Origin of the sequence: Candidatus Accumulibacter sp. ACC003, assembly GCF_907163085.1 — a bacterium.
Classification (GTDB): Bacteria; Pseudomonadota; Gammaproteobacteria; order Burkholderiales; family Rhodocyclaceae; genus Accumulibacter.
Map to the genome: position 1 here is coordinate 70,756 of NZ_CAJQTX010000005.1, position 12,651 is coordinate 83,406.

The window sequence follows — 12,651 nt, forward strand, 5'->3', positions numbered from 1 at the left end:
CCCAGGCCGCGGGCGCAAATTGCGCCACGGTAGCCATTCTAGCCTTCTCGTCATCCGACAGGGCGGCGATCACCACGCCGACCGCTTCGTCGAGCGTCTCCGGAAATTGCTTCGGCTGCATCAGCGTTCCCCCTTCCGCCAGTCCCACGGCGGTGCCGGGCCATCATTTGCCGCAAAGCCCGACATGCGTCGCCGGCGCCGGATCGGCGCAGGCATCACGCGGGCCAGCGATCAGTTGTTGCGGTCTATAAAAAGGCGCGATAGCGGGCGCCGGCGCCCCGCCGCAACCATCACACGCTGTCGTTCACGTGCTTTAAGAGGTCCCACAGCTCATCCGCGCTGGCTGTCAGATCGTCCGGCTTCGGCTCCCCGCCTTCAACACGACGGAACATTTCGTCCACAGGGTCACCCCCGTTGTCTGGTAGCTCGTACACGGAGTCGCCATAGGTGATGCGCACCCACCGCGTGCCGTCCTCCTTGGTGACGTGCTCCCGCGGAGCAATGCCGCCGTGTGCCTCGGCCTGGCTGGCGTGGCGTGCTTCCAGGGCAGCCACCTTTCGTTCTATCGCGGTCATTTCGTCCCCAGTGCGGCGATGCGTTGTTCAAGCTCTTGCGTCTCCAGCGCCTTGCGGTAGCCCTCGACGATACCGGCCAGGGTCGCGGCCTCGGCTGGTAGCAGCTCGCCGGCAGCAACGGCCCGCAAAATGACGGCCTGAGCCTGGGCGATGCCGGCGGCAGTGTCGGTGTCCGGCAGCGCCACGAAGACCGGGCGATCTTTGGCCGGCGGCAATAATCGCTCAATCACCAATCGCGCCGCGGATAGATCGCCCTCCTTGGCCAGCTTGACGACGGCCTCGGTGATTTCCTTCGCGCCGCGCTCCATGATGGCAAGCACCATGCGCGTCGACTTGTTCCTGGTCCCCGCAGGCTTCCCCGCTGGGTTGCCGCTCTGCCCTTTTGTCCAAACCATCCTGAATCCCTCCTGTTATTTCAGTCGGCGATGCCGCGCCAAGGCCACAGAAACGCGCCACAGCGAACGAAAAGCGCCCCGGGCAATGTTGGTCAGGTTTCTTCAAGCGTTAGGCTTCGGTTTCCACGGTCGCCATGCTGACGACTGAACCTTGGGGTCAACTTGGGGTGTGACCTTGCTGCTACCTTGCCCATCTATGACTTCGGATTTCTTGGCCGCCGGCTGCCGATGACTGAAACCTTCCTTCCACCTTCCCTCCTACGACTCCGGTTTTTGCCTCTTTGGCCTGCCGCCCTTCCTGCCGTTGATGCGTGACTGCTCTTTGCCGGCCTCCGTCTTCGGACCGGTCGAGCAGCCGCCGTGCCACTTGCAGCGCCCGCCCGAGTACAGCGCCGTGATCTTGCAGGGTGTTCCGGCTCGCGTCTTCGCGCCGCAGGCCAGGCCAATCAGGTCGGCGGGGAACGCGGGGCAAGGTGGCAGAGGATGCCGATAGTCACGCTCTTGCCATAGCCGATGAACAGCCGAGCACAGTTCGTGATACTCGCGCCAGCGCCGCCGCTTCTCGGGTGTCGATTCGTTCATGTCGCATACCCGTCGCAGCGCCGCAGCATTTCCGGCGCCGCCGGCCGGTAACCGCGTGTCGCCGATACCGCACTGCCTGGCTTGGCAACGGTGCACGCGCCCGCCCGCAGGTTGCGGCACTTGCGGCAGCTCCGCCGGTCGTCGAGGTCATCTGCTGCCGCGTACCCCGCCCGGCCAAGGCAGTACGCCCGCGCGCCCTCGTCGTGCCCGCACGTGGTCAGTACGTCGGCAATGATCGCCTGGTCGGTTTCGCCGATCGCTGCCAGCCAGCGGACGATAGCGGCTTCCTGGTCGGCGGGGATCGGTGCTGGCGTCTGCCCGGTGATCGCATCGAGCGATTCGGCCGCATGGCTTCTTTCCAGCTCCCCGAATTTCCGTTGCTCGAGGTATCCCACGGTCAGCCCTTCGCCAGCGTTGCCGGCGCGTTGCGGTGCACTGTCGATCCACCGCCGATCCCGGGTAGTTCCCGCAGCACGTCGCGGCAATCTCTCGCCACGAAGGCCACGCCACCGAACCGGCGCACCAGAGCAAGAAACTCAGCCTGCTCTGCTCGCACCTTCCCGGCTGGCGCTTTGCACTCTACCGCCAGCAATCGGCCGTCCTGCAGCATGCCGATCAGGTCTGAGCAGCCAGGCCACCCGAACCGCACGAACCGGCCGCCCATCCGCGCCACCCCGGAATTCTGGCGCTCCACCCAGGCGACAGCGGGGTGATGCCGCAGCACTCTGAGCACTTCGGCCAGCGCGGCGGCCTCGGGCCTGTTGTTGGTGCGCCTGGTCGTCTGCGACTCGAACCCGAATAGGTCGGCAGTCATGGCCTACCGTCGTGCGTGCGAGAGAGGGGGCGTTCTTCTGGCCTAAAAGCACCGGAAAACGCGCTGCCCGCACCATGCCCGCAATAAGCCCGCAAATCGCCCGCATTTCCGGCAAAACCCCTGCCCGCCATGCCCGCACACCCTTTAGGGTGCGGGCGGGCTTGGGGTTTGCGGGCAAGGGAGGGGAGAAAAGCGCTCATTTTTCGTCCTCAACTGGCGTGAAGAACCCACGACAGACGCCCGCCACAATCAGCCCACCGTCCAGCAGAGCATCACGCATCCGTTCCATTGAAGATTCGCGCGCGCGCGGTGCGTTGCCGGTTAGCAGGCCGGCAGCGGCGCAAGCCTCGCGCCAGTCCTTGAGTGCAGGTGTCGCTTCCCGGCACAGATCGCGCAGGATTTGCAGGGCGGCAAGTTCTCGCCGGCCAACGGCGCCTGCTTCCTGTCGCTCAAGCTCGGCAAGCTCCAGGGCACCGCCGATGCCTCTCCGCAGCCACAGAGGCGCGAACGATGACGGCGGCAGGGCGTTGCCCTTGGTGGCCAGCAGTTGAACGTGCGCCTTGCGTTCTGCAATGTCGGTAATGCCGAACTGCCTCGCCTCTTGCGCCGTCATCGTGCGCAGGACGTATTCAAAGCGCACGCAATCGGTCAGCGCGCCCGATCCGCGGGCCGTGTGGCTCCCCGGTTCGTCAAGTGATTGGCTACCCTTGGCGGCGTGCGCCGAGACAAGCACGGTAGCGCCAGTGTCGATTGCGAGCCGGTCGACAAGCTCTCCAAGTCGCCTTTGGTGCGCCGGGCTCAGTTCGTCGCCCTCGGTAAGCGCTAGCGCAGGGTCAAGCCCAATGAAAACAAGGTCCGGCGTCATCCTCAATCGGCGCATCAAATCGGCGGCGTTCTTCGTCGGGATCAGTACGCCACCGGCGGCCAAGTGCAGCAGGCGCGCATCCTTGCCGGCCATCGCGTAGACGGTCAGGCGCTCGGCGAGCAATTTCCGCTCGCTATCGCTCAGCAAGCGTCCGATAGTGCTCAGAGCATGGTGAGCATCGGCGGCGGTGTCTTCAGCCAGCAGCAACGCAGCGCGGCCCGTTCTGGCGACTTCCCAGGCCCACGGCAGCCGCCCGATACAGGCGCCGATGGCCAGGTGAAAAAGCAGACGAGTCTTTGAACTGCCCCCGACAGCCGCCAGCAACCCGGCACGGCCGGCCGGCATTCGCTCGGTGATGAACCAGCGTACAGGCGGCGCAGGCGTCGCCAGGCAGGTGGCAATGTCAAGTCCGTTGCCCGGCCAAGTGCCAGCCAGGAGGGCGCGGCGCACGGCCTCTTCTCCCGCCAATCTCGCCAGGTCGTTGAAGTCGGTCGCACATTCTGGCCGATCGGCGCCGAAGTCAGGAACGATCAGCTTGCCCTTAACGGCCTCGGCGGCCTCGGTCGCCTTGGTCAACCCGGGATTGCCTTCTGTCAGCCAGTCGTCGTCCGCAGCAATGAAGATGTCCGCGCTTCCGAACTGGCACCGAACACTTTCGGCAACTCGCCGAAGATTGCCGGCAGAGAAGGCAGCGCACACAGGCCAGCCTGTTGCCTGTCGGATGCTCGCAGCGGTCGCCACCCCTTCAGTCAGTACCAGCGGCCCGGCGGCGTCAGGCTCGCCAAGCCAGCAACGGCCGCCGGCCATTTGTCCGCCAGGTAGAAAGCGTTTCGTGCCATCGGGCGCGATGGTTTGCAGGCTTTGCAGATCCCCGACGCCGTTGCGCACTGGCACGAGCAGGCGGCCGGCAGCATCCTGCCGCAAGCTGTCTGCCGGTATCCCCTTGGCGCTCAGGTAGGCGTGCGCGGGCTCGGCCGGAGGGGCCTTGTTCCATTCGTCTGTGGCTCGAGTCGCAGCCTCGGCATATCCGGCATCGCGGTCTGCTTTGGCTTGCTGGCGCGATTCTTCGGCCTTGGCCCGCAGTCGTGCGATTTCCTCGCCAGTCGGCGGCAGCCCTTCGCGGCGTTTCTGCCAGGTGTATGAAACGTCGGAGCGCCAACATCCGAACGCGGCGCCATCGGCATCGGGGAAGACTCGCAGCCAGCCGGCGGCGTCGCCGTTTCTGCCATTGGTCGAGAATCGCAGCAGTTCTCCGGCTTCCGGTTCGCGATCCGGGAAGGGCATGCCGGCAATGTCGAACGCGCTCCGAAGGTCGCGGGCGGCAATCAGTTCCATTCGCGCACCCCCCGCAGGAGGCGCAGCCACAGGGCGAGCAACGACGATTTCAGTAATCGCTTCTCTGGCGCGGGGCGGATTGGAATCAGCAAGGCGAGCTGATGCGCTACACGCCAAGCCTGATGGCGGCTATCGTCACGCATCACCGACACCCTCTTGTTTCAAGGAAGCCGGGCGCCGGCCATTCCGGTGTGCCCATCGAGTATATGGCGACGTTGCGGCGGACGGTGCAGCGGAATTCAAACTCCGCCAGGATCACCGTCAGGACGTTAAACCCTCTTGCACGCAGGCCGTGAATGCGCGCCGCGGCTTTGGGGATGGCACGGTTCGCCGTCAGCTCGAAGCTCGGGACCGGGCCTTGCTCGCGGATGATTCCGAGCATCTGTGCGCATTTCCCGGTGACGATCGGCAGCGAAGTGTGAGGGGAGGCGCTTCTCGGGTTATGATGGCGCTTGCTTGGGGCGCTCTCGGATGCTGTTTGGTTCGGGAGCGTTTTCATTTCGCCACCTGAACAGCAGGCCAAGCCAGCCGTCCGTTCGCCAGCTTCAACGGAACCACGCCGAAGTATGCGCCCGTGCGGCAAAGCCGGGCGCGCACCGTTTGTGCCTTGACTTGATTCAAAGCGGCGAACTGCTCGGCGCTCAGTTCGTACTTTTCAGTCTTGTTGCTTTCCATTCGCTGGTTCTCCAAGGTGGAAAACCTCGGTGCTTCAACGCGAAACACCGTAGGCGAACAGATTAAAGCGCCCTAAATTGTCATCAGCCGCTAAGTGACAGCAGTTCGCTTTTTCCGGGCAAGACCGCCGGCGCGGATGGCCCTACGAACGGTCGACTCGCTGGTTCCAAAAAAACTTACCGCATCTGCTATCAGTGTCCTCTTGTCGTCGCTGGCTTCGTACCCCTTGCGGCGCATCCAGGCGCAAATCTCCCCGTGCTCGTGGCTACTCTTCCTCGGTTGCTGCGCGCGGCGCCGATTGATCTCGCTCTCAACGCCGATGGCGCTATAGTCACCGGCGCCCCCATCCCTGTAGTGGTGCAACTCTTCAAAGGCTTCATCCAGCCGCTCGATCGCCCGCTGGTGTGCAAAAGGAATCGGCTCAAGTCCATCAACCCAAGCACGAGGATTGAGAACACCTTGGGTCGCTATCCGCTTGCAACGATTCCGCCGATAGCGCGCCAACAAATCCATGGTTTCTTCGTGGCCTAGGCTGCTAAGCGCGTCCAGTGCTCCACAGACTTTGCGCCAAAGGATCGGCGGAAATCGCCAGCGAGGCGCGTTCGTCATGTGCCGACTCCTGGATGCATTTGGCAGAAGTGCGCATAAGTGATGACTGCGACGTTCATGGTGTCTCCCTCAGGCTTGGCCTATCGTTGAGGAATCTTGCCCGCGAGACAAGAGCGTCCCGGTTTTTGCTTCCCGTCGGGATAAGCGCGGCAAACTCGGTCAGGCGGCGAGTCGTGCGACCGGGGCGCGTTCCTTGGCACGCTCACCAGCGGTCCACAAGTCGCGTTGTGCCTGCAGCCGTAGCCAGTAGCCCGGCGACGTGCCCAATGCTTCGTGCAAGCGCAGGTCCATATCGGCGGTGATGGCGGCGTGTCCGTGCAGGATGCGAGATAGTAGCATGACGCGGCTGATGCCCACGTGTGCAGCGAACGCAGTCACGCTCATGTCGAGGTCGTCCAGCCAGCCGGCGAGCAGGTCGCCGGGGGGCGCGGGGTTGTGCATGTCCATGTGTCGGGCCTCACTGATAGTCGATGTAGTCGAGCAGCTCCACGTCCGTTCCGTCGAACCGGAAAACCAGCCGCCAATTCGCCTGAACCGTCATCGCATGAAAGCCGGCGAGCTTGCCGGACAGGCCATGCAGACGCCAGGAAGGGCGGGCCAGGTCGTCAGGCGCGGCGGCGGCGTGCAGGGCGGCCAGCATTTCCCGTAGGCGCTTGGCGTGAATCGGCTGTATGCCGGCTTGCGTGCCAGAGCGGAAGAACGCTTCCAGCCCTTTGTGGCGGAACGAAGTAATCCTAGTCTGTATATCGCCGCTTTACAATTGATTCCGCACGACACGCAAACCCGCGTCGGATTCGCCGGGCTGCTCGATGCCTGCTTCGGTCAGAATCCAGGCCTCTATCGTCGTGTGCCACTTACGCAGCAGGTCGAGTGGCCGAACGCGGTAATGCTTCTCGGCGGTCGCGCTCGGCTTGTGCCCCATGATTTGCGCTGACACCCCGGCGGGGCACTCCACCCACTCAGCCAGAGTGCCGAACGAGCGGCGCAGGCCGTGCAGCGAGAGTGCCGGCAAGCCGGCGGCGGTCAGGGCTTTGTTGTGCTGAATGCGCGGCTCCTGCAGCCTGCCAGATGCCGCGGCAGGGCTGGAGAATACCCACTCATTGCGGCGCGGCAGCGCGGCCAGCAATGCGGCAGCATAGGGAGTCAGCGGAATGGTGCGCTCGCCGTCGACCTTGTCCTTGATGGTCAGGGCCTTCCACTGGAAATCGACATCTTCCCACCGGATACCCGCTACCTCTTCCCGGCGCGCTCCAGTAAGCAGGGCGGTTTGCAGGTAGGCAGCGATTACCGGGTTCTGTATCTGGCGCACAGCAGCGAACCACGCGGGCAACTGCTCACGCTGTAAGCAATCATCCTTCGCGCTCTTCTTCGGCAGTTCGTCGCGGGCAATGCGGGTAAGGCACGCGTCGGCGTGCGCCCAGCCGCGGTACTCGGGGCGGTCGCTGCACCAGTTCAGGAAGGCGCGTAGCAATGCAAACGCAAGGCGCGCGTAGGTCGGGCGATGCGTTGCCTCGTCTCTCAGCCAAGCGCGCACGCGGTCGGCGTCGATCTGCTCCAGTGGAAGAACCAGCAAGGGGCGCAGGATGCCCGGTAGGGTTTTGTCACTCTCGCCACGCCTGCGGCCTTGCCCGCGATGCTCGCCGCCCTCCTTGGCCACGGTTTCATGTTCGAGAAGATGACGCGCACTCCAGCTCGCGCGGCGCGCTTCGATGTACGCCTGCCACGCTTCCAGCGCTGGCGCTTTGATGCGCTTTGCTTCTTCCCGCTTGGCCTCTACCGCGGCGATTCGATCGGCCTTCTCTTGGCGCGGGTCCATGCCTTGGTCGATCGTCGTCTGTAGGCGGCGCGCCTCGTTGCGGGCGTCGTCGAGATTCCACGCGAGCACGTCGCCTATCGTCGTGCGGACGGTTCGCCGGTTCAGCTTGGACTCAAAGATGAACGCCTTGCTACCGACAGTCACGCGAACGGCCAGGCGCGGCGCGTCGGTGTCCCAGAGGAAGGCTTGCGCCACTTCGGCGGGCAGCTTCAGGCGGCGGATACGGTCGGGCGTCAGGCGTTCGCGGTTCATGCTGTTGGCTCCTGTCTTGGCTACACGGAGAATTCATGTAGCCACCATGTAGCCAAATTATAGCAATTCGCTTCAACGTCAAGCAACGCCAAGTCGCACTAAACACCTGTTTGCGCGTAGTTTTTATGCTTCTCTCGAATCCCCTTCAACATAGAAAAACGTGTAGAACTGCAGATTCGCAATCAGAAGGTCGGCGGTTCGATCCCGCCTGTCTCCACCAAGAAATAGACACGATGCCTCGGCCAAAGACCGGGGCTTTTTGTTGGCCAGCCGCCAACAGCTACGCCCCGTCCGGCGAACAGCACGCGCCGCCAGAAAGTTGCATCGGCGGACACGGCACGCTGCCGTAGGAGCAGAAGACGCAACAATGGCCAGGCTTGGGCCGCAGCAGCAACTGGCACGCGGTGCATTCGTAGAACCACTGACACGCGTCGGTGGGCATCTGCTCGGTTTTGACGTAGCCGCATGCCGGACAGGTGAGTGTCGATTCAAGAACAGGCGTCACGGGGATCTCCGGTCAGTGGCGTTTCATTGTCGCCGGCAGCCCCGTCGGAACGGAAATGCGGTCGCCTAGCGCTGCGGTGTCGCGTGATCGACGGCAAAGCGCGGATAGGCGATACCCCGGCATGGTAAAGTCGCTCTCCGGTCACGCACGCAGCTGCTGTGCCGGGCCGCCCCCAGCAATCGCCCGATTTCCCTTCTCGTCGATGGAAATCGGGATTCCGGATCGTCGTATCGCATGAAAAATTTTCTCCTCAAGCGTCTCGTTGACCTGTCGCTCGCGTGTCTGGCGGCGGTGCTGCTGTTGCTGCCGGTTTGTCTGGTCGCCGTGGCGGTGAAGCTGACGTCTCGCGGACCGGCCCTGTACTGGTCGGATCGCGTCGGCCGCCACAACCGCATTTTCAGGATGCCCAAATTTCGTAGCATGCGGCTTGGCACACCGGCGGTGGCGACGCATCTGCTCGCCGATCCGGCAAGCTTTCTGACGCCGATCGGCTCCTTCCTGCGGCGCTCGAGTCTCGACGAATTGCCGCAGTTGTGGAGTATCCTTGCCGGCGACATGAGCTTTGTCGGGCCGCGCCCGGCGCTTTACAACCAGCACGACCTGATCGCCCTGCGTAGCGAGCGCGGCATCGACGAGTTGCTGCCGGGCTTGACCGGCTGGGCGCAGGTCAATGGCCGCGACGAGTTGCCGCTGCCCGAAAAGGTCGCGTTCGACGTCGCCTACCTGCAGCAGCGATCGTTTTGGCTGGATATGCGCATCGTCTGGCTGACGATGCGCAAGGTGCTGCGTCGCGAAGGCGTCGCTCATTGATTGATTTCCTCGACCGCCGCAACGTGCAGGCGCTGCCGGGGTCTCGGCGGGGAAACCCGGGAAAGTAGCGTGTCGAATTGACTGATGTCGTCTTGAACCGAGGCTCGCTGCGGGCCGCGGCGTTTCCCGCGTATCCGGGCATTGCCCTCGCCGACGTGCGCCTGCTCGATTGCGAAGCGGCGTGCAGCGAGGCTGGCGAGGAATTGCTGGCCAGCGACGCCATCGGCTTCGATAGCGAGTCGAAGCCCACCTTTCACAAGGGCGAAGCCTCGACGGGTCCGCATTTGGTGCAGTTGGCTACCGACACGCGCGTCTACCTGTTCCCAATTTCGCGATCGCACGGCAACGACGCGTTGCGAGCAGTTCTCGAGTCTTCGCGCGTCTTGAAGGTCGGATTTGGCCTGGGCAATGATCGGCGAGCGCTGCAATCGAAGCTGCGAATCGAGACGCGCAACGTCGTTGACCTTGGTGAGGTGCTGCGCGGCCCGGGGCATCGCGGTACGGTCGGGGCCAAAGTGGCGGTGGCGCATTTCTTCGCGCAGACGCTGCAGAAGTCGAAGAAGATCGGTACCAGCAACTGGGCAACGGCACGCCTGAGTGAGCGGCAGAAGCTCTACGCCGCCGACGACGCACAAGTGGCGTTGCGAATTTACCGCGCCTGGCTGCAGAACGGCCGGGCCGTTGCACCCATGATCGACGTCGCAGACGACCGCGACGATCGGCGCCGAGTGCCGCCACAAGCACCCGACAGTGCGTAAAGTAGCCATGCCAGGCGACCAGACAAAATCCAGCGCGCCGCTAGCGCGCACCGGCTACAGCGACGCCGCGAAAACCGCCGTGCAGCAAACGGCCCGGCGCGTCCAGGAAATGCACAGCGCCATCGCCGACACCTATTTCGACATCCTGAGCCGGATTCCACTGCTGTCGGCGCCGGCGCAGCTCGTTCGCAGCGCCCACGACACGATCGCCGCCGGCGTCTACGGCGCCATCCACCACGGCAGTGGCGGCTTGCTCGCCGCCGCGTCGCTGGTCGAGAAGCGCGGCAGCGGCCGGCCACCTGGCAAACCACCCGGACGCCTCGCTACTGGCCTGCGCAGCGCGCTGAACGGCGCGTTCGGCGATCATCTGGCGGCCAGCAACAACGTCCTGGCGGTGCCGATGGCGATTTACGTCGACGGCGCGGCGATTGCACTCGACGCGGCAACGCTGCGCGGCGCTTTCCCCGACGCCGGCAAGCGCCTGTGTGTTTTCGTCCACGGCCTCGGTTGCGACGAACATTCCTGGGATGCCGACGATCGCGCGAGTACGGCGCAATGTCATTTTGGCCGGCAACTGCACGCCGATTTCGCGTGCACGCCGGTTTACCTGCGCTACAACAGCGGCCTGCCGATTGTTCGCAATGGCGCGCAGCTGGCCGCCATCCTCGAAGAGCTGCTGGCGGCGTGGCCGCAGCCAGCCAGCGAACTGCTGCTGATCGCCCACAGCATGGGCGGGCTGGTCGCGCTGTCGGCGTGCGAGCACGCCGCCGCGGCCGCGATGCATTGGCCGCAATCGACGCGGATGCTGATTTGCCTCGGCTCGCCGAACCTCGGTTCGCCGGTCGAGCGCCTCGGTCACCTAACCAATACGGCGCTGAACGTGTCGAAGATCACCGCGCCGCTCGGCAAGATCGCCGCCGCGCGCAGCCAGGGAATCAAGGACCTCCGGCACGGCCCTGGCGCGCCGAGCCGTGATCCCGCGCACGAGCACATCGCTTTCCGCTTTCTCGGCTCGAGCCTGGCAGCAGACAGCACTTATCGCGTCGGCAACGTCTTCGGTGACGGCATGGTGACGCTCGGCAGCGCCACCGCGCACGCCATCGACGGCGACGTGCAGTGCGCCAGCGTCGGCAAGCTCGGTCACCTGCGAATGCTCACCGATGCGCGCGTCTATCGGCAGATCAGCGACTGGGTCGGCGCGCTCGAGCCACCGCTACAGCAAGAAATTCCCTGACGGCCCGCCAGATGGCGCCGGCACGCGGCTCAATTCGACAGCAGATCGTAGAGCGCGCCGAACTCGCCGCTCAGCTTGTGCCGCGGATCGAGATGGATCATCGGCAAGGCTTGATGGTGCGACTCACGGATCTTGATCGACGCCGACAGGAAAGCGTCGAGGATCGGTAGTCCCTCGGCGCGCAATTCGTCGACCAGGAGAAGCGGCAGCTTGGCGCGTGCCTGGAAGTGGTTGACGACGATGCCTTCGACGCGCAGTTCGCGGTTGTGGTCGCTCCTGATTTCGCGCACGCTGTCGAGCAGCGTGTACAGCGCCTGCCGCGAGAAGTCGTCGCAATCGAAAGGAATCAGGCAGGTATCGGCGGCGATCAGCGCCGAACGCGTGAAGAAGTTCAGCGCCGGCGGCGTATCGATGAAAACGTCGTCGTAGGCACGCAGCTTGTCGAGCGACTCACGCAACTTGTACATCTTGTAGCGCGACTCGAGCTTGAACTGCAGTTCCTCGAGCCGTGCATCAGACGGCAGTATGTCGAGATTGGCGAAAGGCGTATGGACGATGTACGCCTCCAGCGGCTCGGGGAAAAGCTTGTAGCCAAGCAGGTCATCGAAGAAGTTTGCGAGCGTCTTGTCCTGCTGCTGCAGCGCCTGACCGAGGAGGTAGCGCGAGGAATTGGCCTGCGCGTCGAGGTCGATCAGCAGCGTCCGTCGCCCGCGCGCGGCGCCGACGGCGGCGAGGTTGCAGGCAATGGTCGATTTACCCACACCGCCTTTCTGATTGAAGACCACTCGGCGCATGACATTCCCCCCTAGGGATGTAAGGATTAGCCGAGAGTGTAGTCTTTAGTCGACGTCCGGGAAAGCGCGCGGCGTGCGGAGCGGCGGAAAAGGCGCCGCTGCGGCTTCGGAAATGTCGCCAGCGTCAGGCGCCAGACGCGCCGTCGAGCTCGCGCTGCGTCAGATAGAGACGCAGATCGAATTCGAGCTGCTGATACGCTGGCTCCATGTGCGTGCACAGCTGGTAGAAAGCGCGGTCGTGTTCGCGCTCCTTGAGGTGCGCCAGTTCGTGCACGACGATCATCCGCAAGAACTCGGGCGGCGCTTCCTTGAAAACGCTGGCGACGCGGATCTCGCGTTTCCACTTGATCTTGCTGCCCTGGACGCGTGGCAACTTGCCATTGACCCCCAGGGCATTGGCCGTCAGCTGCAGGCGGCTGTCGAACAGCACCCTGGCCGGCGTTTCGACCTTGCCCAGAAAACGGCTCTTGAGCGCCAGCGTGTAGTCGTACAGCGCGCTGTCGCAACGTACCGCGTGCGTACCCGGATAGCGGCTGCGCAGCATCGTCGCCAGCTGACCGTGCTCGATTGCCGCGCGAACCTGCTGCTGCAGATGCTCCGGATAGCCCGCCAGATAGCGCAGCGGCAGCACG

General features: G+C 64.2%; 18 protein-coding genes. 3 read left to right on the plus strand and 15 right to left on the minus strand.

From position 1 onward, the window contains the following. Positions 1–290 precede the first annotated feature (290 nt). The 13 genes from QZ656_RS10160 to QZ656_RS10220 all read right to left on the minus strand — a co-directional run bounded on the left by QZ656_RS10160 (position 291) and on the right by QZ656_RS10220 (position 8,423). A complete protein-coding gene (locus QZ656_RS10160; RefSeq protein WP_291993287.1) occupies positions 291–575 on the minus strand; it encodes a hypothetical protein in 285 nt (94 codons plus the stop codon). After that, on the minus strand, positions 572–970 hold the full coding sequence (locus QZ656_RS10165; RefSeq protein ID WP_291993288.1) for a DUF5681 domain-containing protein: 399 nt from the start codon (positions 968–970) through the stop codon (positions 572–574). The genes QZ656_RS10160 and QZ656_RS10165 overlap by 4 nt, the downstream gene beginning before the upstream one ends. 258 nt (positions 971–1,228) lie before the next feature. Further along, a complete protein-coding gene (locus QZ656_RS10170; protein ID WP_291993289.1) occupies positions 1,229–1,552 on the minus strand; it encodes an HGGxSTG domain-containing protein in 324 nt (107 codons plus the stop codon). Next, a complete protein-coding gene (locus QZ656_RS10175; protein WP_291993290.1) occupies positions 1,549–1,947 on the minus strand; it encodes a hypothetical protein in 399 nt (132 codons plus the stop codon). The genes QZ656_RS10170 and QZ656_RS10175 overlap by 4 nt, the downstream gene beginning before the upstream one ends. A 2-nt stretch (positions 1,948–1,949) precedes the next feature. Continuing rightward, positions 1,950–2,366 carry a VRR-NUC domain-containing protein gene (locus tag QZ656_RS10180; protein ID WP_291993291.1) on the minus strand — a complete coding sequence of 139 codons (417 nt, stop codon included), beginning with the start codon at positions 2,364–2,366 and terminating at the stop codon, positions 1,950–1,952. 196 nt (positions 2,367–2,562) lie between these two features. After that, on the minus strand, positions 2,563–4,566 hold the full coding sequence (locus QZ656_RS10185; protein ID WP_291993292.1) for an AAA family ATPase: 2,004 nt from the start codon (positions 4,564–4,566) through the stop codon (positions 2,563–2,565). Positions 4,567–4,708: 142 nt separating this feature from the next. Beyond that, positions 4,709–4,948 carry a helix-turn-helix domain-containing protein gene (locus QZ656_RS10190; RefSeq protein ID WP_291993293.1) on the minus strand — a complete coding sequence of 80 codons (240 nt, stop codon included), beginning with the start codon at positions 4,946–4,948 and terminating at the stop codon, positions 4,709–4,711. A 113-nt stretch (positions 4,949–5,061) separates the two neighbouring features. After that, positions 5,062–5,241 (minus strand): hypothetical protein, encoded by a 180-nt coding sequence (locus QZ656_RS10195; protein WP_291993294.1) that lies wholly within the window; start codon positions 5,239–5,241, stop codon positions 5,062–5,064. A gap of 90 nt (positions 5,242–5,331) precedes the next feature. Beyond that, complete coding sequence (locus tag QZ656_RS10200; RefSeq protein ID WP_291993295.1) at positions 5,332–5,850, minus strand: hypothetical protein; 519 nt, start codon at positions 5,848–5,850, stop codon at positions 5,332–5,334. A 159-nt stretch (positions 5,851–6,009) separates the two neighbouring features. Beyond that, positions 6,010–6,297, minus strand: coding sequence for a HigA family addiction module antitoxin (locus QZ656_RS10205; protein WP_291993296.1), 288 nt, complete (start codon positions 6,295–6,297; stop codon positions 6,010–6,012). Positions 6,298–6,307: 10 nt separating this feature from the next. Next, positions 6,308–6,595 carry a type II toxin-antitoxin system RelE/ParE family toxin gene (locus tag QZ656_RS10210; protein ID WP_366522160.1) on the minus strand — a complete coding sequence of 96 codons (288 nt, stop codon included), beginning with the start codon at positions 6,593–6,595 and terminating at the stop codon, positions 6,308–6,310. A gap of 9 nt (positions 6,596–6,604) precedes the next feature. Continuing rightward, on the minus strand, positions 6,605–7,918 hold the full coding sequence (locus QZ656_RS10215; protein WP_291993297.1) for an integrase family protein: 1,314 nt from the start codon (positions 7,916–7,918) through the stop codon (positions 6,605–6,607). 280 nt (positions 7,919–8,198) lie between these two features. Beyond that, positions 8,199–8,423, minus strand: a complete 225-nt coding sequence (locus tag QZ656_RS10220) for a GDCCVxC domain-containing (seleno)protein (RefSeq protein ID WP_291993298.1) — start codon at positions 8,421–8,423, stop codon at positions 8,199–8,201. Between the two features lie 234 nt (positions 8,424–8,657). On the opposite strand from QZ656_RS10220, the gene QZ656_RS10225 reads away from it, so the two are divergent. The 3 genes from QZ656_RS10225 (at position 8,658) to QZ656_RS10235 (ending at position 11,225) form a co-directional block, all read left to right on the plus strand. Further along, the gene (locus QZ656_RS10225) at positions 8,658–9,233 is read left to right on the plus strand and encodes a sugar transferase (protein WP_291993299.1); all 576 of its coding nucleotides are present in this window, start codon (positions 8,658–8,660) and stop codon (positions 9,231–9,233) included. A gap of 77 nt (positions 9,234–9,310) precedes the next feature. Further along, positions 9,311–9,991, plus strand: a complete 681-nt coding sequence (locus tag QZ656_RS10230) for a 3'-5' exonuclease (protein ID WP_291993300.1) — start codon at positions 9,311–9,313, stop codon at positions 9,989–9,991. Between the two features lie 7 nt (positions 9,992–9,998). After that, complete coding sequence (locus tag QZ656_RS10235; RefSeq protein ID WP_291993301.1) at positions 9,999–11,225, plus strand: alpha/beta hydrolase; 1,227 nt, start codon at positions 9,999–10,001, stop codon at positions 11,223–11,225. Between the two features lie 29 nt (positions 11,226–11,254). On the opposite strand, the gene QZ656_RS10240 is transcribed toward QZ656_RS10235, so the two are convergent. Continuing rightward, a complete protein-coding gene (locus QZ656_RS10240) occupies positions 11,255–12,019 on the minus strand; it encodes a ParA family protein (RefSeq protein WP_291993302.1) in 765 nt (254 codons plus the stop codon). Between the two features lie 124 nt (positions 12,020–12,143). After that, the gene (locus QZ656_RS10245; protein WP_291993303.1) at positions 12,144–12,650 is read right to left on the minus strand and encodes a YgjP-like metallopeptidase domain-containing protein; all 507 of its coding nucleotides are present in this window, start codon (positions 12,648–12,650) and stop codon (positions 12,144–12,146) included. Between the last annotated feature and the right edge of the window lies 1 nt (position 12,651).